18 protein-coding genes and 3 pseudogenes are annotated in these 23,058 nt (G+C 67.5%); 10 read left to right on the top strand and 11 right to left on the bottom strand.

Features of this window, described 5'->3' with window-relative positions:
- Positions 1 to 258: 258 nt before the first annotated feature.
- Positions 259 to 1,668, top strand: a pseudogene (locus B085_RS46475) (acyl-CoA mutase large subunit family protein); the annotation flags it as partial.
- Here B085_RS46475 and B085_RS0104045 read toward each other — a convergent pair.
- From B085_RS0104045 to B085_RS0104030, 4 genes are all read right to left on the bottom strand, one after another.
- Positions 1,593 to 4,301 carry a DEAD/DEAH box helicase gene (locus B085_RS0104045; protein ID WP_018557274.1) on the bottom strand — a complete coding sequence of 903 codons (2,709 nt, stop codon included), beginning with the start codon at positions 4,299 to 4,301 and terminating at the stop codon, positions 1,593 to 1,595. The pseudogene B085_RS46475 and the gene B085_RS0104045 sit on opposite strands and share 76 nt — an antisense overlap.
- Positions 4,302 to 4,681: 380 nt before the next feature.
- Positions 4,682 to 5,275 (bottom strand): L,D-transpeptidase family protein, encoded by a 594-nt coding sequence (locus tag B085_RS0104040; protein WP_018557273.1) that lies wholly within the window; start codon positions 5,273 to 5,275, stop codon positions 4,682 to 4,684.
- A gap of 149 nt (positions 5,276 to 5,424) precedes the next feature.
- Positions 5,425 to 5,775: a hypothetical protein gene (locus B085_RS0104035; protein ID WP_018557272.1), complete on the bottom strand. Its 351-nt coding sequence runs from the start codon at positions 5,773 to 5,775 to the stop codon at positions 5,425 to 5,427.
- Between the two features lie 267 nt (positions 5,776 to 6,042).
- Positions 6,043 to 7,185: a peptidoglycan-binding protein gene (locus B085_RS0104030; protein ID WP_234018490.1), complete on the bottom strand. Its 1,143-nt coding sequence runs from the start codon at positions 7,183 to 7,185 to the stop codon at positions 6,043 to 6,045.
- A 535-nt stretch (positions 7,186 to 7,720) separates the two neighbouring features.
- On the opposite strand from B085_RS0104030, the gene B085_RS45415 reads away from it, so the two are divergent.
- The 3 genes from B085_RS45415 (at position 7,721) to B085_RS0104010 (ending at position 11,110) form a co-directional block, all read left to right on the top strand.
- Positions 7,721 to 9,499, top strand: coding sequence for a serine/threonine protein kinase (locus B085_RS45415; protein ID WP_051101946.1), 1,779 nt, complete (start codon positions 7,721 to 7,723; stop codon positions 9,497 to 9,499).
- Between the two features lie 313 nt (positions 9,500 to 9,812).
- Complete coding sequence (locus B085_RS0104015; RefSeq protein ID WP_158689650.1) at positions 9,813 to 10,610, top strand: hypothetical protein; 798 nt, start codon at positions 9,813 to 9,815, stop codon at positions 10,608 to 10,610.
- A gap of 35 nt (positions 10,611 to 10,645) precedes the next feature.
- Positions 10,646 to 11,110: a hypothetical protein gene (locus tag B085_RS0104010; protein ID WP_234018489.1), complete on the top strand. Its 465-nt coding sequence runs from the start codon at positions 10,646 to 10,648 to the stop codon at positions 11,108 to 11,110.
- Position 11,111: 1 nt separating this feature from the next.
- Here B085_RS0104010 and B085_RS0104005 read toward each other — a convergent pair whose 3' ends face one another.
- Positions 11,112 to 11,555: an HIT family protein gene (locus tag B085_RS0104005; RefSeq protein ID WP_037731272.1), complete on the bottom strand. Its 444-nt coding sequence runs from the start codon at positions 11,553 to 11,555 to the stop codon at positions 11,112 to 11,114.
- Between the two features lie 92 nt (positions 11,556 to 11,647).
- Between B085_RS0104005 and B085_RS45410 the strand changes: the two genes are divergently transcribed.
- From B085_RS45410 to B085_RS0103990, 3 genes and pseudogenes are all read left to right on the top strand, one after another.
- Positions 11,648 to 13,105, top strand: coding sequence for a toll/interleukin-1 receptor domain-containing protein (locus B085_RS45410; RefSeq protein WP_158689649.1), 1,458 nt, complete (start codon positions 11,648 to 11,650; stop codon positions 13,103 to 13,105).
- Positions 13,106 to 13,284: 179 nt separating this feature from the next.
- A pseudogene (locus tag B085_RS41120) lies at positions 13,285 to 13,569 on the top strand (transposase); the annotation flags it as partial.
- A gap of 198 nt (positions 13,570 to 13,767) precedes the next feature.
- Positions 13,768 to 14,286 (top strand): YfbM family protein, encoded by a 519-nt coding sequence (locus B085_RS0103990; RefSeq protein WP_018557267.1) that lies wholly within the window; start codon positions 13,768 to 13,770, stop codon positions 14,284 to 14,286.
- Between the two features lie 286 nt (positions 14,287 to 14,572).
- On the opposite strand, the gene B085_RS46470 is transcribed toward B085_RS0103990, so the two are convergent.
- The gene (locus B085_RS46470; protein WP_078619742.1) at positions 14,573 to 14,818 is read right to left on the bottom strand and encodes a hypothetical protein; all 246 of its coding nucleotides are present in this window, start codon (positions 14,816 to 14,818) and stop codon (positions 14,573 to 14,575) included.
- A gap of 281 nt (positions 14,819 to 15,099) precedes the next feature.
- Between B085_RS46470 and B085_RS49095 the strand changes: the two genes are divergently transcribed.
- Together B085_RS49095 and B085_RS41115 are read left to right on the top strand one after the other, a co-directional pair.
- Positions 15,100 to 15,267 carry a hypothetical protein gene (locus B085_RS49095; protein ID WP_158689648.1) on the top strand — a complete coding sequence of 56 codons (168 nt, stop codon included), beginning with the start codon at positions 15,100 to 15,102 and terminating at the stop codon, positions 15,265 to 15,267.
- 268 nt (positions 15,268 to 15,535) lie between these two features.
- Positions 15,536 to 15,835 (top strand): hypothetical protein, encoded by a 300-nt coding sequence (locus B085_RS41115; RefSeq protein ID WP_234018487.1) that lies wholly within the window; start codon positions 15,536 to 15,538, stop codon positions 15,833 to 15,835.
- Positions 15,836 to 15,992: 157 nt separating this feature from the next.
- Here B085_RS41115 and B085_RS0103975 read toward each other — a convergent pair whose 3' ends face one another.
- The 5 genes and pseudogenes from B085_RS0103975 to B085_RS47995 all read right to left on the bottom strand — a co-directional run.
- Positions 15,993 to 16,568: a hypothetical protein gene (locus B085_RS0103975; RefSeq protein WP_018557265.1), complete on the bottom strand. Its 576-nt coding sequence runs from the start codon at positions 16,566 to 16,568 to the stop codon at positions 15,993 to 15,995.
- Positions 16,569 to 16,738: 170 nt separating this feature from the next.
- The gene (locus tag B085_RS49090) at positions 16,739 to 17,263 is read right to left on the bottom strand and encodes a hypothetical protein (RefSeq protein WP_018557264.1); all 525 of its coding nucleotides are present in this window, start codon (positions 17,261 to 17,263) and stop codon (positions 16,739 to 16,741) included.
- 247 nt (positions 17,264 to 17,510) lie between these two features.
- Positions 17,511 to 17,930, bottom strand: coding sequence for a hypothetical protein (locus tag B085_RS48000; RefSeq protein WP_158689647.1), 420 nt, complete (start codon positions 17,928 to 17,930; stop codon positions 17,511 to 17,513).
- Between the two features lie 758 nt (positions 17,931 to 18,688).
- A complete protein-coding gene (locus tag B085_RS41110; RefSeq protein WP_158689646.1) occupies positions 18,689 to 19,360 on the bottom strand; it encodes a hypothetical protein in 672 nt (223 codons plus the stop codon).
- Between the two features lie 1,175 nt (positions 19,361 to 20,535).
- A pseudogene (locus tag B085_RS47995) lies at positions 20,536 to 21,891 on the bottom strand (RHS repeat-associated core domain-containing protein); the annotation flags it as partial.
- Positions 21,892 to 22,022: 131 nt separating this feature from the next.
- Between B085_RS47995 and B085_RS0103950 the strand changes: the two are divergent.
- Positions 22,023 to 22,838: a DEAD/DEAH box helicase family protein gene (locus B085_RS0103950; protein WP_018557260.1), complete on the top strand. Its 816-nt coding sequence runs from the start codon at positions 22,023 to 22,025 to the stop codon at positions 22,836 to 22,838.
- Positions 22,839 to 23,058 lie beyond the last annotated feature (220 nt).

The following is a 23,058-nucleotide window of genomic DNA, read 5'->3' as shown; positions in this document are numbered from 1 at the left end:
AGGAAGCCGTTGACATCCCGCAACGGCGAACGCCATGCTGACCTTGCTTCGGTAAATGTCGATACAGGCTAGTCATAGTCCCCACGCGAGCGGCATGACTCCCTGCGCCGCGCACACAACGGCAACCGAAAACCCACCAGCAGCCCAGCCCAAGGCCCCGCCGCCACGCGACGAGCACACGCTGATGACGAGCAACCCCAACCACCCAACGCAGGCAGCCCACCATGCGCCGATCCAGCCGGAACGGAGACACCCACCATGACGCGCCCATCCGAATCCGGACTGCCCATCCACGACGTCTACGACCCCACCGCCCTGCACGACTGGGACCCGGCCCAACACCTCAACGCCCCCGGCACCTTCCCCTACACCCGCGGCGTGTACCCCACCATGTACACCGCCCGCCCCTGGACCATGCGCCAATACGCCGGCTTCGGCACCGCCGCCGAATCCAACGCCCGCTACCAGCAACTCATCGCCCACGGCACCACCGGCCTGTCCGTCGCCTTCGACCTGCCCACCCAAATGGGCCACGACTCCAACGCCCCCCTCGCCCACGGCGAAGTCGGAAAAGTCGGCGTCGCCATCGACTCCATAGACGACATGCGCGTCCTCTTCCACGGCATCCCCCTGAACCAGGTCTCCACCTCCATGACCAGCAACGCCCCCGCCGCCGTACTCCTCCTGCTCTACCAACTCGTCGCCGAAGAACAAGGCGCCAGCCCCGACCACCTCACCGGCACCATCCAAAACGACGTCCTCAAGGAATACATCGCCCGCGGCACCTACATATTCCCGCCCACACCCTCGCTGCGCCTGACCGCAGACATCTTCCAGTACTGCAAAGCCGAACTCCCGAAATGGAACACCATCTCCATCTCCGGCTACCACATGGCCGAAGCCGGCGCCTCACCCACCCAGGAAATCGCCTTCACCCTCGCCAACGGCATCGAATACGTCCGCACCGCCATCGCCGCAGGCATGGACATCGACGACTTCGCACCCCGCCTGTCCTTCTTCTTCGTCGCCCGCACCACGATCCTCGAAGAAGTCGCCAAGTTCCGCGCCGCCCGCCGCATCTGGGCCCACACCATGAAAGTCCAGTTCGGCGCGAAAAACCCCAAGTCGCACATGCTGCGCTTCCACACCCAGACCGCAGGCGTCCAGCTCACCGCCCAGCAACCCGAAGTCAACCTCGTCCGCGTCACCATCCAAGCCCTCGCCGCCGTCCTCGGCGGCACCCAGTCCCTACACACCAACTCCTTCGACGAAGCCCTCGCCCTCCCCACCGACAAAAGCGCACGCCTGGCACTGCGCACCCAGCAGGTCCTCGCCCACGAAACAGACGTCACAGCGACCGTCGACCCCTTCGCCGGCTCCTACGCCATCGAAGCCATGACCAACGACATCGAGGCCGCCGCCACCGCCCTCATGACCCAAATCGAACAACTCTGCGGCGCCGTAGCCGCCATCGAACACGGCTTCCAAAAGTCCGAGATCGAACACAACGCCTACCGCATCGCCCAGGAAACCGACGCCGCCGAACACATCGTCGTCGGCGTCAACCGCTTCCAGCTCGAGCAGGAAGAGCCCTACCAGCCGCTACGCGTCGACCCAGCCATCGAGACACAGCAGATCGAACGCATAGCCAAGCTGCGGGCCTGGCGCTGCCTGGTTTTGGTGTTGGTGATCCACACGCCCAGCCGCACAGCCACCGGTTCTGCCTCGCCTTCGACCACGACCGTTTCGTTGTGTCCGCGTGGGACGGGCCGGTGTGGGCCTTCGCGTTCGATCCATTGCGCGAGGGCCGCTACGCCTCGCGCAAACGCCTGCTGGGCCTTGCCCGCAGGCTTTCCGATGCTCTGCCCGACTGGCGCCGGGGCGGGCCGCTCGGCGGGCGTGATGCCGAGTGCGGTGAGTCGGTGCTGTTGTTCTCCGGAAGGCTGCGCCCAGCTCTTGGACTGCCGTTCCAGCCACGCCCCAAGATCATCGCCTTCGTACCGCACTCCGGGTTCGATGCCGGCCACCGAGTGGTCGGGCTCGGTCTTTGCGAGGTCGCGGAGGATGGCGTAGTGGCGTTGCCAGTCCAGGGGCCACGGGCAGTCCCAGTCGGGGTCGATCGCGGCCAGCTGCGCTGCCCGGGCCGCAGCCCGTTCGGGGTCTTTGCCGAGGCCGTCCTTGCGGCGGAGGTTGGCCAGGTGTTGTCCGATCGGTACGGGGCGGGCCTGGCCGTCGGGGCCGTCGCTCCAGACCGCGTCCTGCCTTGGGGCCAGGTGCCCGTGAGCCCTGAAGAACGAGCGCAACACAGCGAGCTTGGTCTCCCAGGCCCGGTCGCCGGGTTCCCAGACCATGCCGGCCTCCGGCTCATCGAGGAGCTTTCTGCGGCGTTCTTCCAGCTCTCCGGCTCGCAGTGCGCGCCGCTGCTGGTGCACCCAGCGTCCGAGCGGGAACCGGGTCACCCCCAGCTTCACCTCGGTCTCATAGGGCACGGCATACAGCCCGGTGATGTCGTTGTCCTGGCGCCAGCGTCGGAGGGCTTGGTAGCCCTCGAGCCAGACCAGGGACTCGGGGCGGTAGACGCGTGTGCGCAGGAACGCGGCGATGGTGGCGGGGTCGCGGGGGGTGGAGAAGTGCAGCAGCGCCGACTCCGCGCCCGCACTCTCCGCGCCCTGTTCCTGGTCCCCGCCGCCGGATCCGCCTGCTGCCGCGCCACCACTGGTGGTGCCGATGATGCGGCCGTCCGCGTCCCGCAGGACGTGGACGGTGCGCGCTCCGCTGCTCAGCGCACGCGAAGCGAGCTGCTCCACGAGTCGTTCGTCGTGACTGCGCAGTCCCTGAAGTACCGCTACCAGGGGCCGGAACGACGCTGAGGCGATCATGTTGTCCGGGTCTTCACCCGGCTGCAGGAAGACTGGCACGATGATCCGGGCAACCTTCGTCGTGCCGTCCGCCTTCGGCCGCAAAGCGCGGCCGATGTTCTGCACGATCTCGACCTGCGAACCGCGGGTGTCGGCGAAGCAGACGGCTTCGACGCCCCGCTCCCCGGTGATGTCGACACCCTCGCCGAGAACGCGAACCGAAGCGAGGAAAGCCCGGTGGACCCGCCTGCCCTGAGCGTCGGTGCCGTTCGCGAACTGCTGGAGTACTTCACGTCGCTCCGCCACGAGGTGGTCGCCGCACAGCCACTGCGCCCAGACCCGGTCAGGGGGGACGTGCCGGTGCGCGGCGAGGTCGTAGAAGTCGGCGTCGATCGGCGACGCCGGCAAAGTGCCGGCTTCGGCCAGGGCGTACTCGGAGACTTCCGACGTGAACAGCTCGGCTGCGGTTTCCGGGAGCTTGGCGGCGAACGCGGCGGCTTCCTCGACGCGCTGGTGGAACGTCATGACCGTGCGGAGGTTGTGGGCGGCGGCGTGTTCCAGCAGGGCGGCCTGCAGCAGCGCGAGGCGCCGGCCCCGCATTGCCTCCTCGGAGCCTCCCAGGGTGAGGTCGGGGTCCTGGATCTCCAGGACGTCGATCTCGAAGCCGGCGAGGATGCCCCGCTCGACCGCCTCTGACAGCCCCAGCTCGAAGATCCACTCCCCGTAAGGGCCGGCCGGGTCGGAGACCATCGAGGCGATCTCCAGCTCGGTCCCGTCCTTGCCCTTCGGCGGCCGCGGCGCGGCCAGGATCCGGGGCGTGGCGGTTAGGTACGGCCGGCAAGCGACAGGGATGCGGGTGTTGTCGTGGATCGCGGCCCACGGCCGACCCAGGTCCCCGGCAACGCCGTGCGCCTCGTCGAGGATCGCGAGGTCGAACGGGGCCAGCTGCTGCCCGTACAGCCGCTCCCCGCCGGCCAGTGCCGCCTCGAGCGGCCCTCGCACCCGTCCACGACCTGTGGCGTTTTCGGGATCCTCGCGATCCACCAGGGAGGCGTAGGTGGCGAACACGACGACCGGCCCGGTTCCGGCCCACAACGCCAACTGGATCGGGTTCGTGGTGGTCCGCACCCGCAGCTGCTCCAGGACCTCGTCGCCCTCCAGCGAGCACACGCCGACCATAGGCCCCCGGTGCCCGACCCGGCGCCACGCCTGCGCGGTCTGTACCAGCAGGTCCAGCGTGGGCACCATGACCAGGATCCGGCCGTCCCGGAACAGGTCCAGCGCAGCCACAGCCGCGGTGATTGTTTTCCCGGACCCGGTGGCGGACACCAGCGTCGCCCGCGCCCCGTCGTCGGGGACGGGGGAGCGTGCGGGGAATCCCGCCCACTGCCGGATCCGCGCGTTCGCTTCGACCTGGTGCTCGCGCAGCCGGACGCTCTTCACACCTGCTCCTCCTCCTGGGCCGGTGGGACAGCCACCGCCGCCTGCGCCCTGTTCCTGCCCGCACGCGCTGCTCTTGCAGGTGGCGAGAGCCAAGGCGTCCGGTGTGACACCGTACCGGCCAGTCTCCGGCCACGGGCCGGCCTGCAGCCCGTCCGCCGCTCTCGGGCGTTGCGCGCGTTCGGGAAGCGGCACGGGAACGTACCCGGACCCCCTGTGGTGTCCTGCTGCACCGTGAACGGATGACCTCGCGTGCCCGATGTGAACGTCCGGATCCCCGTGCGGCAGCGGCAGGCCCGGTGGGGGCTGCCGCGGCCGCGCACGGATCACCGCTTTGGTCGCCGGCGGGGGAGTGTGCCCTCCACCCTCCACCGCCCATGGGGTCAGGACACGACGCGCAGGTGAGTCGGCCAGCCGATGCGGTTGAGGAGCTTGAACATGTGCGTGATGTGGTCCGGGTGCAGCTTCACGCAGCCGGCGGACCTGTAGTCCTTGGAGTCTTGCCAGCTGCGCTGCTCGCTGCGGCCCTGGCTGCCGTCACGGTTCATCTCGGAGTGGATGAACATCTGCGTACGGATCTTTTTGTGGGGGTTCTTGGAGCACCCCATGTCCTCGAGGTAGACGGCGTAGCCCTTGATGTACTGGCCGTTGTACTTGGGGTCCTTGAGCTTGATCTTCCAGTTGCCGTTCGGGATCCAGCCCTCGCCGACTGCGCAGTCGTTCTTGCTGCCGAGGCCTGATCCGGCCCGGTAGGAAGCCAGGAGCTTCGTGCCCTGGTAGACCTTGAGCTTCGAGTTCGTGGGGCTGCCGGGGTTCTTGTCGTAGACCAGGCTGGTTGTCGTTACCGCCGATGGAGTCTTGGCGGGTCCTTGTGTGGCGGCGGCCGGTGAGAGCGCCGGCGCTACGGTCAGGGTCAGGGTGGTTGCTGCGGCTGCGGCGATGAGGGTGCTGCGCAGGCGGCGTCCGTTGCTGTTCATGTGTTTCCTCGTTCTCCCGCACGGCTTGACGGTTCCGGCCGCGCATGTGTGGGGTCGTGATGTGTGGTGGGCGCTCGCGAGCCCCGTAGTCCGGGTACGAGTGCACCTGCGGGCCGGGGCGGGCGGCGTGGACCGCCCCTGGTCCGGGGTCAGGCGATGGCGAGGCGGGCCTGTGCGGTCGTCGTGCCGGTGAAGGTGAAGGAGAACTGCTCGCGGACCCCGGAGGCGCATGCGGACTTCGTGCGGTAGGCGCCGTTGCCGGCGTTGATGCGGACCACGGCGCACTTGGCGTCCCTGCGGGTGTCCTGGAGCCAGCCGGCCACCGTGACGCTGCCGCCGGAGCAGCGCAGGGTCCAGCTGGCCGAAGCGCCGTCGATCACCGGGGACGCGGAGGACGCGCAGGTGGCCGCGCCGGCCGGACCGGCGGCGGCGACCGCCAGCCCACTGGCGATGATGACGGCCGACGCGGCGGAGGTGATGATCTTGCGGACAGCGGACATGAGTGCCCCCTTCGGGCAGCGTGCTGACAGGAAGCGGACCGACGGAGAGCCTGAATCTGCTGCCTCGTCGACGAGGCGGGCCGTCCAGGAGTGCCGGTCGCAGAATCAGCATTGCCGCGACGACCGGGTGAGAGAACACGATTCCGGCTGCTTGCCGAGGCACATCGATGCGCCCCACATGCAAGGCCTCTGACCTGCTGCTATGGACCAATGCATGCGGGGCGTGTCATGCAGACGCCATGCCTGCGAGCGGGTGTGCCGTGCTTGTCACCCGGAAGCTGAGGACGGCGGGCTTGTGGTCCTCTGGTAGGCCGGTGTGTCGACCGGCCGGGCCTGCTTCACCAGCAGGGCCAGCCAGGTGCTCTCCTCGACCCGGCCTGTCTCGCGCAGGCCATGTGTGCGCTGGAAGTAGCTCACGTCTTCGGCGGTGGCCGCAGTGAATCTCCCCGTCACCGGGGTGCCGCCCTGGCCCACGTTGTTCAGGAGTTCCTGCACGGCCCGCACGGCGAAGGCGTTGGACCCGGGACCGACCTGCCCCTTCACCAGCGCCGGCCAGGTGAGGTTGCCGACCTTGCCGTCGGTCGGCAGTTCCTCCCGTTTCTGGAAGTCCATCACAGCGTCCCTGGTGTCTTCCGTGAAGAATCCGTCGGCCCGGACCTTGTAGCCGTGTGCGTTCAGCAGGTTCTGCAGAGCGCGGGCGCGGGTGAACTGGTCGGCCTTGCTCATGTACAGCAAGGGCCACTCGTACCGAGCCTCGCCGACGGAGGCGGCACCGGCCGCACCGTCGGCCGTGGCCACGCCATCCCTGGCGGACAGCCGTTCGTGGAAGACCGCTCCGGCGGTGAACGTCACGACCACCGCCGCTGCGACCAGGCCCGACCGCAGCCACCGAGAACGACGCAACCCCGCTGCACCCTGGCCCGGCGAACCGTACGCGCCAACGGGGCCGTGGACAGTGGCGGCCCCGTGCTTTCCTGGGGCGAGATCGGGCTCGGCAGTTGCCGCGGATCCGCCCGTGCTGTCAGTGGGCGTGGTGTGTGCCTCGCCGCTGTCGGCAACCCGTGGGCGGGCGTTCTCCCGCAGAGCGGCCTGGCACAGACTGCGAGCCCGTTCGAGCTCCATTGCCGGGGCACGCAACTGGGCGTGCAGCGCCTCGACCACCCGCAGGGGAGCGGTCGACAGGTGCTTCGGGTTCAGGTACCGCGACAGCGTCGTCTGATCGACCCCCAGCCTCGCGGCCAGCGCCTGCTGCGTCGGCCTGGTGCCGCCGGTCGGGCTGCCGGCTTCCTCCCACCAACGGCGCAGCAGCCGCGACAGCTGCACCCCTGCGCTTTCCTGGTCCTGGCCACCTGGCTCCTGGGTCATGTGCGTGTCTCTCCCCGTCGTTGTGCGGAACAGCCGGGCCTCCACACCGCCTGCATGACGGCATAACAGCAGGTCAGATCCATGCATGGCGGCAAGCATCGGTGCATCGGCCTCAGCGGCGCTGATCGTAACGACGTGGTCGCGGCATCAGGCACAACCGCTTGCAGGCTGTGCGCGCCCCGGGCACGGCTCCACCTGATCGTTGGCCATGCGACTGCGCCGTGAGCGAGACGAACCGGCGTCCTGCGGCAGTGGACCGGATTCACCCTGACGAGTGCATGGGACATCTGGGTGCAGGGACGACGGCTCACCCGCAGGACGGACCCGCGGCAAAGAACACCGGAACGTACATCGCTCGGTAGTTCCCCTGCGGCCACCTCAAGCATTACGACGCGTCAGCCCCCAGTGACATCGCGAAGTCAACGTCAGCGGGCGGACATAGGGCAAACCCTCGAGTGTGGAACCGTTGCGCGATTGTCATGGGCATCCAGGTTTCATCTGGCAGACTGCCGTTTCCGACGCATCATCAGCACACGCGGTGTGGATGAATCCGGCCGCAGGACGATCAACGAGGGAACCCGTGGAGTGGAACGCGCCGCAGCCGCAGTGGATCGGTTCGTACCGGATCGTTGCCAGGCTCGGTCAGGGCGGTATGGGCCAGGTGTTCCTGGGCCGAAGCCCTGGCGGCATGAAGGTCGCCGTGAAGGTGATCCGGCCGGACATCGCGGAGGACGACGAGTTCCGCCGCCGCTTCGCCCGTGAAGCCCAGGCTGCCCGCCAGGTGAACAGTGCCTACACCGCCGCCGTGGTCGGCGCCGACGCTGAGGCAGACCCGCCGTGGCTGGCCACCGCCTATGTCCAGGGAGTGCCCCTGGACAAGGCTCTCCGTCACGGCCCCTGGCCCAGCGACTCGGTACGAGCCCTGGGCGCGGGACTGGTGGAGGCCCTGAGCGCCATCCACGAGGCCGGAGTCATCCACCGTGACCTCAAGCCGTCGAACGTCATCCTGACGTCGAACGGCCCCCGCGTCATCGACTTCGGCATATCCGCCGTCATGGACGCCACCCGCCTGACCGAGCACGGAAGCTACCTGGGTACCGCCGGTTTCAGCTCACCCGAACAGATCAAGGGCCAAGCCGTCGGTACGGCCTCGGACGTTTTCTCTCTGGGAGTCCTCCTCACCAGGACCGCCACGGGCCGGTACCCGTTCGGCGAGGCCGCCTCCGGCTCCGTCCTCAACTACCGCGTGGTGCACGAACAGCCCGATATGGACCGCCTGCCGCCCGAACTACGCGCCATCATCGAGCCATGCCTCGCCAAGGACCCGGCCCTCAGGCCCCGCCTGGGCGAGCTGCTGCATCAGCTGATCGAGCCGGTCGACGACCTGGTCACCGTCCTGGGTACGGCGGCGTGGCTGCCGCCGGCTGTCGCCGCCATGACCGCCCTGCGCGAGGCCGAAGACACGGTCGGCCTGCGCCAAGCCGACGCAGGCCAGAACGATGCAGCCGGGGACAAAGCGATCGCGCACCCCACGGAGCCCGACAACCCTGCCCAGCAGGTTACCGACCCTGCAGTCGCTTTTCCCGCCGAAGTGGCCGTCGCGAACACCCCGACCCAGCCCGGCTCCCGCGCCGCGCGACGAACCGCGGACCGCACGGTCCAACGCCGCGCCCGTCGCGTGGCCCCACTGGTCACCGCCGGGGCCACCGCCCTCGTCCTCGTGGCCACGGGAGGATGGTGGTGGTCCCAGCACATGGACGAGGCGACAGGAACCCCTTCGGAAGGCGCGTCCAAGGCCTCCGGCGCGGTCAAAACACCGTCGCCCTCCCCGAGTGCCTCCATACCCGGTCGGCCCTCCGGTTCGCCCTCGGCCAAGTCACCCGCCAAAACATCGGGCACCCGCGGTTCCTCCACGACGCCGACCCGGTCTGCGAAATCGTCGGCAACGACCAAGCCGCCATCCGAGCCCGCCCTCGGCCTGGACTGGAAGTGCCGCAACTCGTATGTCGCCGACAACGCCGACGGCTACTGGGTGCTTCCCTGTATCGCCGATGACACCGGCAACAGCATCGCCTACAAGATCCAGGCGAAGTCCCCTACCGCGCAGACCCTTACTTTCTACTACTGGCTCGGCCGGAACCCAGAGGACGGGAGCCGGGATGACATCACCCTCAGCTACGTGCAGGAATGCACCCTGCACATGGTGCCCAACGTGGTGCAGCAGTGCCCGGTCCGCACGTCCCGGCCGTCCGTCGGCGAAGTCCATGCCGGAGTGTCCGATACCAAGGGCAGCCTGGATGGCGCCAACAGCAACGCCATGTACTTCGACGGCCAGCACCTGTCCGACATGCCCTCCTGACTGATCGTCCGCCCTCGTGCCGCTGCCCCGCGAACCACAGGCCCTGACCCACAAGGTCGGATTCCAAACCCGCGCCAAGGCAGAGACCGCCGCCTCCACCCGAAGGCGCGGCAAGCGTCATCCCGCTGCGGTCGACGCTGCCGCTCCGCCAGCCTCATAGCTGCCGAGTCCGTTCCCTGCCCATCTGTGAGGTGTCCGAGTACCCGTCCTGCGACCTTCGTCGAGCAGGTCACTGGTCTGACCTTTCCGATACGGTCGCCGAAGCAATCAACTCATAGGAAGGTGCTCCATGCTCGGAGCGTTAGGGGCCATCGTGCTGTGGCTGATTCAGATCGTGGGCACATGGTTGCTCGTGGGGCTCACCATCGTGACTCTGCTCCTCCGAACGTCCTTTTCTGGGTTCGCGCTTGCGCGCACGATCGTTACTGCTGCCGTCGTGCTGACCCTGACTTATCGCTATGGGCTTGCCACCGGTGGGTTCTTCGAGTGGGTGGACGCCGTCATCGTCAAGTACGGGCTGTTGGCGATCGTCGCGAGCATCGTCCTGGTCGTCCTGGCAGGCGTGTATGTCCTCATCGGCCCGCCTGGCAGACGTCGACCCCGGCTGGTCCGCCTGATTTTCATTGACGGCGGGGAGGTCACGGTCCCTGGCCCGCTCTCTGTCCTTGCCCTGGCGGGCGCGACTACTGGTGTGGTGGCCTGGTCGATGAACGCGATCGAGGGATACGGCAACGCATTCGTGAGCCTCGTCACCGCGATCCTGGTCCTGGTTCCCGCAGGGACCTTCCTATTGCTCGCTCCTTTCAGCGTCGCGGGCACGATTTTCAACGCGGGCAACGCCCATCCAGCCCTCCCCTCTCTCGCAGCGCCGTTTGTGGCAGTGGGTGCGATCGTCGTGGACCGGTTCTCCGGAGGCATCGTTGCCACCCCCGACAACCTCAAGGACCCGTTTGCGCTCACTGGGCTCGTGATCACCGTGACCCTAAGCGCCGTCGAGTTGGTCCGGCTCAGAGGACGCGGCCATGGCCTTACGTGGGACGCAGAACCGGCCGGAGAGTCGGGCCGAACCCTCATTGGCGGGACGGAGTCCGGGGCGCCGGCCCCGCGATAGTCTTTCGACGTGGGCATGTCCGATGGAGGGGGACCGTGTCAGTGAGCATCGGCAGCGACGAAGCGGATGTCAGTGCCACCACCGCCACCAGCGGCTCTCCGCTGAGCGCAGACCGGATCAAGCACCTGGAGTTCATCCAGGCCATCGTCACCAGGCTGGGCAACAACTCGTTCCTGCTCAAAGGCTGGGCGATGACGCTCACTGCGGCCATCCTGGCACTGTCAGCTGGGCGGCTCAGCTGGCAGATTGCGCTGGGCGGAGTTGTTCCTCTGCTGGGCTTCTGGTATCTCGACTCGTACTTCCTGCGTCAAGAACGACTGTTCCGGGCGCTGTACGAAGACGCCCGCACGCCCGAGAGCACCGTGGAGATGCTGTCGCTGAACGTCGGACCGTACCTGGCGAGGGTGACACTCGCAAAGGCTGCCTTCTCTCAGACACTGGTGCTGCTCTACGGTTCCCTGCTGATCGCCCATTTCGCTATCGTCCTCATAGCCCGCTGAATCACACCCTTGGTGGCGTGGGCGGACGCAGCAGTGCGGCCACCTCGCCGGCCAATACGTCGAGCACGTCCGCGTCCCGGACCCCCGCCCCCTCTTCCGGCCACAGCGGGCCAATGGCATCACCTCGCCACCGTGGAACGAGATGGACATGGGCGTGGAACACCGTTTGAGAAGCCGCGGAACCGGCGGAATGGATAACATTCATGCCCTCGGGGGCGAGGTGGTCACGCAAGGCGCCTCCGACATGGAGCGCGGTCGCAAGCAGCTGTTCTGCTTCCGTCGACGCCATGGCCCACAGGTCCGGCGCATGGATGCGGGGCACCACAAGCGTATGGCCGAGGGTCGCCGGGACCAGCGGGAAGAACACCACAGTGTGCTCGTCTTCGAAGATCAACCGCGCCGGGCCGCAGCCGACTGCGATGGAACAGAACGGGCACGGGTGCATGGACGTCCTCGCCTTCGAGGTTCGGAGTTCTTCGAAGCAGTCCCCGGTCATCACCCTGGCAGAAGAAACGGACGAGGAGGGGCGACATCGCCGTGGGAGGCGTCTTCATCAACTACCGCAGAGGTCCGCGTGCCACAGATGCGGTGCACCGGCTGCATGAACGGCTCAGCCGTCACTTCGGCGCCACGCAGGTCTTCCTCGACACCTCGTCGATGCCGCCCGGTAATCGCTACCCAGATGACCTCAGACGCGGAGTGCATGACTGCGAAGTTCTGCTCGTCACCATTTCGGAGGGCTGGCTGGAGGCGCGGGACTCGGCGGGCGAGCGATGCCTCGACCGCGCCGGCGACTGGGTGCGGCACGAGATCGAACTGGCGCTCGCCGCCGAGAAGACCGTGATCCCCCTGCTCCTCGACGCTGCGGAGCCACCACCGCCCGAGCTGCTTCCCCTGTCGATCCGCGAACTCTCCCTACGGCAGGCGCATCGCGTCACCTCGGATGACTGGGACGCTGCCGTAGAGAAGCTGATCGTCAAGCTGGAGAGGCTGGTGGCACCGGAGTGGACGCCGATCCGCTCCGAAGAGCGGCCGCCACGACGGCCCGGCCGGCTGCTCGGCTGGGCCACCGGCCTCATCTCCGCCGCGCTCTGTGTCCTCATGCCGTGGGCTGCGACGGCCGGAGGGCTGTCGAAAGAACCGGGCCGCGATCCGGTCTCCCTGCGGTTGGCCCTGGCGTCCCTTGGACTGATGGGCGTCGTCCTGGTCGCTGTGCTGCTGTCCTGCGGCCTCATGCGTCGCCCCGTCCAGGCGTGGGAACGGGACCTGCAGGACGCAACGCAGAAGAACTACCTCCGGGCGACCTATCCGATACCGGTCTTCCTCCTGTTCTTCGCGACGCTAATCCTGAGCCAGGTGTGGGGGCAGAGTCCCAGCTTCGCCGTCGTATTGATGCTGGGCATGTGCATCGCTGTCGGCCCGATGGCAGCCCACATCATGCGCTCCCTCAAGAAGGACCGTGAACGGTGGATGTCGTGGCCGGAGGCGATGCCCGCGACAGCACCGGTGGCTACGGTCCGGCGGGAGATCGCTCGGCTCGACGTGCGTACGCAAGAGTGGAGCGCGCCAATCAGGCGAGAGCAGCGGGACCGGGCATCCTTCGCGCTCGGAGAGCTGCAGGCGGCGGTAGCGACTCAAGGGCGGACGGCGAAGTATGGGCGGTTGCAATGGCTGCGTGAGGCGCAGCCCTGGGTTTTCAGCGGGTACGTCCTGTGGTTGGCGCTCACCGTCGCCCTCACACTCGCCTGGACTGTGCCCCTCGGAAGCGGACTCGAAGACGGGGGCGGAGTACGGCTGCACGCGGCGCCCGTGGCGGCCGGGATCGTGGGGTTCGCGCTGGCTTGGACGACCATGGAGTGCGCGTACCGCTACCAGCGGTGGCAGCGCCGGAGGTTCCACGCAGAGGCGGTGCGCCGACTCGCACTGGTAGCGGCGCGGGTCGACACGCTGACTTCCCCGTCCCGTACGCGGCTGGTGACGGCGAGGAAACGCTAGGGGTAAGGGGCATCGGGGACACTCCGCTTCCCCAATGAGAACCAGTCTTGCAGCTCCCGAGCAATGCTCAGGACTTGTGGATCGGTCGCGGGAGGGCATGCAGAAGGCGTACCTTCCCGATGATCCGTAAGGTCTCCGAGTAGGCCCGCGTTCGCAGCGCGGGTCGGGAAGGCACGCCCGTGCTCAGCGTAGTCACCGAAGAAGGCTCCACACAGTCCGGCTCCCTGATCGACGAGATCGTCCGCGAGGGCGCCCGCCGCATGCTCGCCGCCGCACTGGAGGCGGAAGTCAACCAGTACATAGCTGAGTTGGCTGCCGAGACCGACGAGCGCGGGCATCGGCTGGTGGTCCGCAACGGCCACCACCGGTCCCGCACTGTGGTGACCGCGGCCGGCCCGGTCGAGGTGCGGGCCCCGCGGGTGAACGACCGCCGCGTCGACGACGCTACAGGCGAGCGCAAGCGTCGGCGCCTCAGGAGCGAATACGGCTCACCACGTGCCGGTCATCCCCAACACTTACGTCCCCATTAGGAGCGTGGGCACGGCCGGACGCGGGCCGCGCGCCCGGCGGAGCGTGAGCGACGCCGGGTGCTTGATGAAGTAGAGAAAGTCTTACCGCACTGGTGGCTGCTGCTCGTGTCCTGCCACCGTTAGTCTCCGGCCATGAGCAAGATCGGTGAGTACCTGCGCGTTACGGCTGTTGAGCTCGACCGGGCAATTCAGGACCCTTACTGGGCGCTGGATTTCGCCGAAAAGGTTCAGGACGCCGAGGAGGAGGCAGAACCTGCGCCGACCGAGGCGCGCCATTTCAGCACGTCCAAGACCTGGGACATGCTGGGCTTCCTCTTGACGCGTGCCGACTTCCCGGTGGACGTCATCCATGGTGAGGAGCCGTTTGCCGAGGATGAGGACTGGGGTTACGGGCCGCCGAGGTACCTGCCCTCGGAGCGGGTGCGTCTTGCAGCGCGGGCGCTGCGTGCCACCACGTACGACCAGCTCGTTAACGGCGTCACTCCGGCCGACCTGGCCAAGGCTGATGTGTATCCCCTGGCCGGGGCGTATCCCCACGGATGGGATGAGCCCGGAGCGCTTGAGTGGGGGCGTCACTGGTACGACGGCCTGACGCAGTTCTTCGAGTCTGCCGCTGTGGCGGATGATGCAATGCTCGTGTGGCTCGACTGAAAGATACGCTCATTCGGGACGCTGAGCTTGGGAATCACCGGTAGGCGGGCGTAGAACCGTTGCTGAACTGGCAAAACGGCGGCTTGTGTTTCCTTGGTGCGGCCCGAGGCTGACCCCGACTGACCCCGGTTCACTGCTCGATCGGGCGCACAACGGGCACGGTCAAGGCTCTGCCACACCCAGGGAGGGCGCGGCATCGCCGGCCGCTGCGAGAAAGTCCGAAGCTGTCCATCGGGCCGGCTCCTCCTGCCAGGCATCTTTCCGGGGCTACCCGGTGATGCCTTAGTCAGGAACTCTCGACGAAGAGGACGGACCACGCGTAGCCGCTCAAGCAGTCGTGCGGGACTCGTCGGACTTCTCTGACCTCGCAACCGTCGTGGGCGTACTTGCGGGCGAACCGGTCGAGGCGCTGCGCCTCGGTGAGATCCTCCATGGACAGCGGTGCTCCGACGACGAGGTCTTCGTGGATGACCTCTTCCTGCGCGCCACCGACCGAGCAGGAAGCGCAATGATGCGTTTTGGGTAGGGCCATAGGATCAGTGTCCCCTTAACGCGGATGCCCGACGCACGCAGCGCAATGGCCGCACCGTGCCATGCGCAGCCCGACCGCACGACCCCCTCGATGCGAACTATGGGCGCGACGGTCGCTGAGGTCTGCCAGGCATGTCAGCCGGTTGCTTGCGGCTGTTGCCGGTCGCCTTCGGCTGCGGTGGTTGCTGTACGTCACTGCTGTACAGCAACCACATGCGCGATCGGCGTCCTCGCCCTGGTGCGGCACTCTGGCCTGATCTAAGGTCCCTGATCATGACCTTGATGAACACCATGTTCGAAGCCGCAATCCACCGTCCCGGTGGAGGATTTCACGTCTACGGCAACAGCGAGTGGAACTGTTTCGACACATGGGTGCTGGTGTTTGTCCTCACCATTGTCGTGATATGTGTGATCCGCAGACAGGTCAAAAAGCGGCGTGGCGGGAGATAAGCGGAGGCAGCTGAATAGCGAGGGCCGGGGGAGCGGCTTTGGGCGGGAGCTGCCATGGGGCGAGAGATCGGGGCCCGTAAGCTTGCGGCGACTCGGGCGGTCTGTGGACCTGCCCGCTGTTGACGACGCCACTGTTCGTGCTGAGAGCGGCCGGAAGGCCGAGCAGCTCCGAGTGTGCCGAGGACTCCGATAGGTCCACCGATCGCGGCGCCGGCCAGTCCGGTTATGCCTTGGTCCACAGCAGTAGTAAAGCGGACGGGAGGTGACCGTGCCTGGACCAGTACCGAACCGCGAGGCCGACCTCGCCCGCCCACGCGAACGCAAGGGCAGTGATGTCCAGCCGGTGACGCGAGGCGTCGCCCGGCCTACGAAGGTGCCGAACGCTGACCGCACTTGGCACCCGATCGCGAAGCGCCTGTGGGACTCCCTGAAGGAGTCCGGGCAGGCCGACTTCTACCAGCAGTCGGACTGGGCTCTCGCCTACTCCCTGTGCGAAGACCTCTCCGTTTACAAGAAGTCGGGGAAGCGGTCGGGTCAGATGCTCCAGACCATCTACTCAGCCTTCTAGCGACTCCTCGTCGCCGAGGGCGATCGACGCCGTGTGCGCATCGAACTGCATGAGCCCGAGCCGGAGGAGCAGTCCGCGGCCGTGCTCGCGATTGCCGACTACAAGAAGGATCTCGGACTCGCCGAATAGGTGAGCCGCCCTTCGGGCGGCCCAACCATCAGGCTACGACCTCGGCGGACGTAATGTAGTCCGAGTACCCGCTGCCGTCGTACACATCGATCGACACCGGTGTGCCTTCAGCGATGTCGAGGTTGTAAACCACGTAGTCCACCACGGCGTCGGTGCCAGTCGGAGTTATGTTGGGGCCGACCGCGTGGGGGTTGCCGCTCGCATCCCACCAATAAACGCTCACGTAGACCGAGTCTCCGTCGTTCTTGGTGTCGTACACCCAGAGTTTCTCGTCGTAGGGATGGAACTCTACCTTGCTGATATACGAGCCGGAGGCGTCGCGCAGTTCAATCTTCGCGGCGTAACCTCCAGCGTCGTACTGGAAGTACGTCCCGTCGAACGGGTCGCTGAGCGTACACGTACAGTTGTCCGTGTCGCGATAACTGATAGAAGCCGACGGGTTGGGCGAATACGCCTGGGCGGGTGCGACCACCGTGCCGAGCAGGGCAGCCGTTGCTATGGTCACGCCCGCAGAGAGACCTACCATCCGCGGGCGAACGCGCTTGGACGTCACTGCTGCGGCCCTGATCCGCTTTGCTATGGGCATGCGATTCTCTCCGATCATGGCTTGGTGTGCTTCTCGCCCCCGTTCCTTCGGGGGACATGACAAAAGTCCTGCCCCGCGAGAGTCGACGGCTAACCTCGCGTTGCCTGCGAACCAGGTGGGGTGTTCACGCGGGCGAGGATGCCATGAAGCGGTCTCTGTGGTGATGCCTTCACAGAAGACACACGGGCCTAGGCCCCGGGGCACTGGCGTCGAGGGGAGGTGAGCCCCATTCCAGCCCTCACAGCAAAAGAGATCGATGCCCTCGAACCGAGCTTCCTCGGCCCGACGTGGCTGAAGGAGCCTGACGGCTCCTGGAAGCTGCCAGAGCGCACGCTCGGCTGGCAGATCGCCGGTTGGTGCGCCGAGTTCCTCAAGGCCGAGGACAGTGGTCCCTGGCGCTTCACGCGCGAGACCTGGGCGGGGTCGGCACCGGCGACGTGCGCGAAGTACTCCAACACGGCGAGCTCGTACGTCTTGGCGCCGATGTTGGAGGCGTCGGTGGACTGCGGGTCGCCCACGTTGTTGAACAGCACACTCAGCCGCGAACCGTAGGCGCTCAGGTCGACGTTGGCGTTGCCGGGGAAGCCCAGCGTCCGGCTCTGCCGCCCGCGCATGCGGCGGGCTGCCTGGTTCAGGTGCTCGGCCGGGTCCCAGGGCAGCGCCCGGATGGCCAGGTCCGCGATGGTGGGGACGGGTACGACGCTCGCTCTCACGGGGGCTCCACAGGGCGTTCGGCACGGTGATGGTGTGCTTCCGTCTATCGCCCCAGCCGCTTCTGGCGGCCCTGGCATCGCAGCCCGGTCCGCCAGGCGGGAGCCGACGGCGGGCAATCCCCGTATGCGTGCCGCCTTGCGGCACGCCCCCGGTGAGCGGCACCCAGCCGGATCGCGGCTGGCTCCGGGCCTCGCAGACGTACTCCGGCCATCGTTGGCAGCAGCCCGCAGCGGACGTCTTGGGCGGTTACGCGGCGCGGCGCTGCGCCAGGGTGCGGATGCGGGCGGCGTCGACGGCGCGTACGCCCTCACTGACCGGATCGAGGGGGATCAGGTGCCGGTGGAGCTCGCGGATGCGGACGTCGAGGTCGAGGTGGATCCGTGTGCGGCGTGCGAAGCGGATCTCGGCGATGGTGCGCGGATGCACGGCAAGACGCCGGGCGAGCAACGTGGCGGGCCATCCGGCGCGTTCCAGATCGGCCAGCAGCCGTGACGCCTCGCCAGCACTGGTCAGGCCCGGTGTGGTCGGCAGATGCCGCGGCGGCAGGGTCACCCCCAGCACGGCGTCGGCGGTGGTGCGGGCGATCGGTCGGCTGACCGCGCGCAGCAGACGACGGACCAAGGTAACCGAGACTCCGGAACGGTCGGCGATGTCCTGGGCTGACATGCCCCGCACCTGCAGTCGCTGCGCCCACGCGATGGCCGGCCCGGGGGCCACCCGGGCGCTTCCTCGCTCGCGCAGCTCCGCGTCCCGCTGACGGCGCGCTCGTCGCGCCGCTTGCCGGCATACGACCAGGCGGCAGCCGTAGTCCGCGCACGACGGTTGCCCATGGCGAACGGTCGAGTTCTTCGGCCGCCGCGACGCAGGTGTCGGCCGGGCGACGTCACGTGCGGGAACGATGCTCATGCGGTTGCCCTGCCAGATGGTCGTGGATTGCGGCACGCGAGGCGCCGGTCGGCACCGAAGGCCTGGTGTCTGCTCACGTCGGTGACCGTATCGGGCGGCTCCGACAAAGGCCGGGCCGCACCGACAGACAGGACGGGACGGTCGCGACGGTGCCGCGCTGTCCCGTGGGACGGTGCGGGCAACGCGATCCGAGCGGCTTCGCGCGGTACGCCCTGGTCCAACCACGGCGGCGGCGGGCCAGAACACGATGCGGTGCACGGGGTCCGGCGTCTTCGCCCCGGGGGCCCGCCGTGGAGATGCCGCTATGGCTCCTGGGCGGCCGCCGTACGAAGGGAGCTGGGCTCTATCCGGCTTGGGCGCGTTCTGACGCCCCACCGGACCGTCCGTGGGCCCCGCACCAACCGGTACAGGGCCCGCAACGTTCCGGTATGCCGCCGAGCCTTCTCGGCAGTAAGCGTCCGCTCCTGCGGCGGGGCGGACAGCTCAGCGCTCGCCGCCGCTGCAGGAGAGGGTCGTGCTCAGGAAGCGTCCAGATCCACACCCGCGAGCTGGGGCATCGCCCGCAGAAAATCAGGGACACTGCGGAGTTCATCCAGCCGCTGTTCGTACGACTCGACACGCTGCGCGCAGTCCGCAGCAAGGTTGGTCAGCGGGCTCAGCAGATCAGTACTCGACGCGACGATGATCGAGTCGTAGTTGCCGAGATCGGAGCCGATCGTGAGGTCGAGGAAGATCCCGTCGTCTTCGAGGACGTCGCCTAGGGCCGGGCGTACTGGGCCCCGCAACGCGGCGGTGAGGCGCTCGAGGCGTTCGGCGCCTGGGGGAATGGCGAACACGGTCATCTCCGAGGAGGCGTCGAAGAGCACGGCGTGCAGCGCGGACACCAGGTCCCGCAGGGTCGCCAGCGGGAACAGGCCCGCGCGACTGGCGTTCTCCACCTCCCACGCGGTGGGCTGAGGGCAGATCGTGAGCGCGGAGCGCCCGGGAACGAAGCCGTTGTCCCGCGACAGGGGGGTCAGTTGCTCGGCGTCGACGTCGTACTCCCAATCCACCATGATCGGCTCGCGTCCCAGCGTCTGTGTGGCGTCGTCGCGGTAGTACCTCGGAATCGCATAGCGGGCCAGCCCGTCCGTGAGGCGCCAGATCAGACCCACGTAGACGGCGACTTCCTCCATGTTGTTGTTGTTCACCGCCCATTCGGAGAACGGTGTCTGCCTCTGCGGCCATTCTCCGAACAGCCCTGGCCAGTGCCTGGACACAGGTATGTCGTCGCCCGGGAGGTAGTGGAAGATGTGGATGCCGTGGCGTGGGACGGCCTCGAACCGGATGGGATGCACGGCGACAACCTAGCCGTCACCGATCGCTGAAGCCCGCGCATATCGCGTCACCCCTTCACTGGCGAGAGCGCCCCTCTGACAGGGCCCGTGCCGACATCGGTGACGGTGCCGTCTCGAGGCACGATCGACGCTGGCAATGCGGTGCCGGGGGGCGTTTCTTGTGGCGGGACGCGGGCGTCGAATGCCGTGCCGGGCCCTGGTACCGGGCGGCGGGCGTCGCGCCGGGCGGCCCGTGACCTGACCACGCTCACCGCCCGGGCGGCACATTGGGCTCCGCCCCGCCTCTGCTTCGCCGGCCTGAAGGACGTCGATCCCGGTGACCTGCACCCGCACCCGCCAGCCCGCCGCTCCCGTGCCGGTAGCGGCCTGAGAGCGGCGGTCATGGCGCACAACGCAAATGGCGACCGCGGCCCCGAGGGCGCATCGCGCGACGAGGTGGAGTTCGGTGGTGGCCCGGGTGCACGCCCTGCGGGCGTGCGACGGGCTGGCCACGTCGGTCGCGGCGTACGTGACGCCGGTCGTGGTGTACCAGCTGACCGGGTCGACGGCCTGGGCGGGCGTCGTCTTCGTCGCCGATTCCACGCCTGAGGCCCCCAGTTGGTTAGAGAAGCAGACTGCAGTTCGGTCGGCTTGCGCCCTGCGCTGCCGCGCGGGTATGCCGGGCCAGTGCTGCGGGGCCAGCGTCAGTTGTCGCTGTCATTTTTCCGGTGCGGTGCACCAGCCGAGGAATTACGGCGCCGAAACTCGAAAGCTGAGGCGCCGGCAAGGAATGAGAAGGCGGCAAAGTAAGCGGCCGTAGCGAGAGGCGAGATCGCGCCGTCGCGAAAAATTTCCTCAAGGAACTTCCACACGGCACCCGCGGCGCATATTGCCAGGAGCTTCCAAGAGACTCCTCGACGGACAGTAGACATATTTTTCCAATCTCACGTACTTGGCTGGTGTTGAATGCGCCTGGATGGGGGTGCCGGATGACGATACGGCACCCCCCGCCCAGGCGGGCGAATCTACATGCTGGAGGTTATTTCAGCTTATCTCCACCATCGCCCGCTTCTGATTGCCCTGTATTTACCTCGCCCGAGTTTCCACACATTTTTGGCGTGGCCCCAGCCCTCCGTGATGCCAGTGACCCCGCCAACTGCCAACCAGGCGCAGGCTCCAAAACCGCCAGCATTACGGACACAGCCCTGTCGCTGCGCCCAGCTCTTGGAGTGGTTCCAAAGCCCTCGGGTTCCCACCCGCTTGTGGATCCGCCAAGCCGCGCGGCCGTAGTGCCATGCGCGCTTGCCGTGACGGTACGCGCGGACCGTACGGCCAACCACGCCAGCGTACGGGCACCACGAGAAGCAGATGGAGCCGACCGAATAGAGGTAGCTGACGGTGTTGTTCTTGCTTCGACAGCTTTCACTCCATGGGTTCCAGCATCGCTTCCCATCGACATCGTAGTTGTTGATGGGGTCACCGTGTACGTATTCGTACGCGTTGGCGTTTCCCCCGTGGACCGGGTCGAGGCTGAGGAATCGCCCGGTGGTGGAGCTGTAGAGGCGGACGCCCATGAGGGTGAGGCCGGTGAGGGTCTCGGTGGAGCGCTGTTTGGCGCCCAGCCAGTTGTAGCGAGTTGCTGCTTGGCCGGCACGGGGGTTGCCGTATTCGTCGCTGTCGAGGGCGACGGGGGCCTTGCTTGTGTCCAGCGGGAGTTGGAGGGCGACATCACCGTGGATCGTGGTGAGCTGCAGGATGGTGGCGCCGGTCTTGCCGGTTGTGGCGGCAAGGTCACCGCTGGCGGATTCGACATTGCGGGTCAGCGTGCCGGTGACGGTGTCTTCGGTGATCCATCGGGGGTTGTCGCTGTCGCTGTCGTAGTGGTTGAGCTTTGACTGTGTCTGGGTCCAGGTGCTACCGCTGCCGGTTTCGACCTTCCAGGAGCGGAACCGCAGGCCGGCGTCGAGCTGCCAGGTCTGACGAGTAGTCCCGCTGGTCTGCTGGTAGGCAAGGTCGTTGGTGTAGTAGCCGATGGTGCCATTGCTGGGGGCTGCGGTGGTACGGCCGAAGGCATCGTAGGTGTAGCCGGTTGCGATGATGCGATCAGCACTGTCGTAGGTGGAGGTGGTAGTGGTGCCGCCGCTGGTGGGGCAGTCCAGGCCTGGGGCCGCGGTGGCGGTGGTCAGGGTCTGCCGGTTGGATCGGCTGGTGAAGCCGTAGGACCGGCGGGTGCAGATGGTCTCTGCGGTGTCTTCGACGGTGGTGAGACGGCCGATGGCGTCGTAGCGGTAGGTCTGGTCGGACCAGCCTGAGTGCGTGGTGACCTGACCGTCCGATCGCGGGACGGTGGCGGTCCTCGAGCGGCTCGGCGAGGACCCGGACGCGTATGTGCGCGAGAAGGCGCTGGCAGCCCTCCAACGGCTGCGCGGAGCGGCCATCAACTGATCGGCAGGCCTGATGGCTAGGGGATGCCGCCGCAGGAATATCTCAACGGGTACGCGGACACCCCGCTCTTGGACCCGGGAGAATGCCCCCTATGAGCACCGTGGCCTCCGCCGTTCCCGATCCTGCTGCCGACCCGACCAGGCGGGTTGTGTTGCGCCCGGATCAGCAGGCTGGCCTGGATCGTGCGGTGCGGCATCTCCACCGCTTGGGCACGCGGGGCTTGTACGTCTCGGCGTGCGGTACGGGTAAAACCCTGGTTGGCATCCGCCTGGCCGGGACGCTCGCATCCCGGCTCACCTTGGTGGTGGTGCCGACGCTGGATCTGATTGCGCAGACGGCGCTGGCGTGGCGGAGGGACGGCCGGGCCGAGGCGATGGTGGCGGTGTGTTCGATGGATACCCGGGCTCACCCAGGTCTGGCCGAGGCGAATGTCGGCTCCACCGGCGACGCCACCGGCCTGGCAGCCGTCCTCTCCGCGGCCGGCACCGGTGTCCTGGACGCCGTGACGGTGTTCTGTACCTATGACTCTCTGGACAAGGTCGAGGCGGCGCAGCGTACCGGCCGCTCGGTGCCGCCGTTCGATCTGGCGGTCATGGACGAGGCCCACCGGATCGCCGGCCGCGCGGACAAGAAGTGGGCGGTGATCAATGACAACGCCCGCATCAAGGCTGATCGTCGTCTCTACATGACCGCCACTCCACGCATTTTTGGCGGTCCGGATTTGGCGGAGTCGGCGGACGTACGCCGCCCGCGCCGCCGCCGGTCTGCGGAGCCGGATGTGGAGGCGTCGGCGAATTCGATGGACTCCGAGCCGGTCTACGGGAAGAAGATCTTCGAGTATCCGCTCGCTCAGGCGGTTGCCGACAGGGCTGTTGCAAGTTCCGGGGTAGTGCGGCTGGTCGGGTAGTGACCGGTTGGGGTGCATAGCAGGACAGGCACGGGCTTCGTGATCATTGTGGTGTCTAAGCCCGATGATCACGAGGTGGCCCGTGCCTGCCGCTGTATCTTCTCCCATCCCTGCCGTGCTGGTGAAGCTGGGGCCACTGGATGCCGGTCGGATCGCCGACCTGCGTCCCTACTTCGACTCGGTGCCCGACCCGCGCTCCCGGCGGGGCCGGTGGTACTCG

Origin of the sequence: Streptomyces sp. BoleA5 (genome assembly GCF_000373665.1) — a bacterium.
Classification (GTDB): Bacteria; Actinomycetota; Actinomycetes; order Streptomycetales; family Streptomycetaceae; genus Actinacidiphila.
Note: the sequence above shows the minus strand (reverse complement) of the source record. Positions and strands in the feature narration are given on the sequence as shown.

Bases quoted from the DNA above. Each gene is read 5' to 3' on its own strand.
- B085_RS0103990 (WP_018557267.1), top strand. From the start codon at position 13,768: ATGAGCAAGATCGGTGAGTACCTGCGCGTTACGGCTGTTGAGCTCGAC.
- B085_RS0104040 (WP_018557273.1), bottom strand. From the start codon at position 5,275: ATGAACAGCAACGGACGCCGCCTGCGCAGCACCCTCATCGCCGCAGCC.
- B085_RS0104005 (WP_037731272.1), bottom strand. From the start codon at position 11,555: ATGCACCCGTGCCCGTTCTGTTCCATCGCAGTCGGCTGCGGCCCGGCG.
- B085_RS48000 (WP_158689647.1), bottom strand. From the start codon at position 17,930: ATGTCAGCCCAGGACATCGCCGACCGTTCCGGAGTCTCGGTTACCTTG.
- B085_RS0104035 (WP_018557272.1), bottom strand. From the start codon at position 5,775: ATGTCCGCTGTCCGCAAGATCATCACCTCCGCCGCGTCGGCCGTCATC.
- B085_RS49095 (WP_158689648.1), top strand. From the start codon at position 15,100: ATGAACACCATGTTCGAAGCCGCAATCCACCGTCCCGGTGGAGGATTT.
- B085_RS0103975 (WP_018557265.1), bottom strand. From the start codon at position 16,568: ATGATCGGAGAGAATCGCATGCCCATAGCAAAGCGGATCAGGGCCGCA.
- B085_RS46470 (WP_078619742.1), bottom strand. From the start codon at position 14,818: ATGGCCCTACCCAAAACGCATCATTGCGCTTCCTGCTCGGTCGGTGGC.
- B085_RS0103950 (WP_018557260.1), top strand. From the start codon at position 22,023: ATGAGCACCGTGGCCTCCGCCGTTCCCGATCCTGCTGCCGACCCGACC.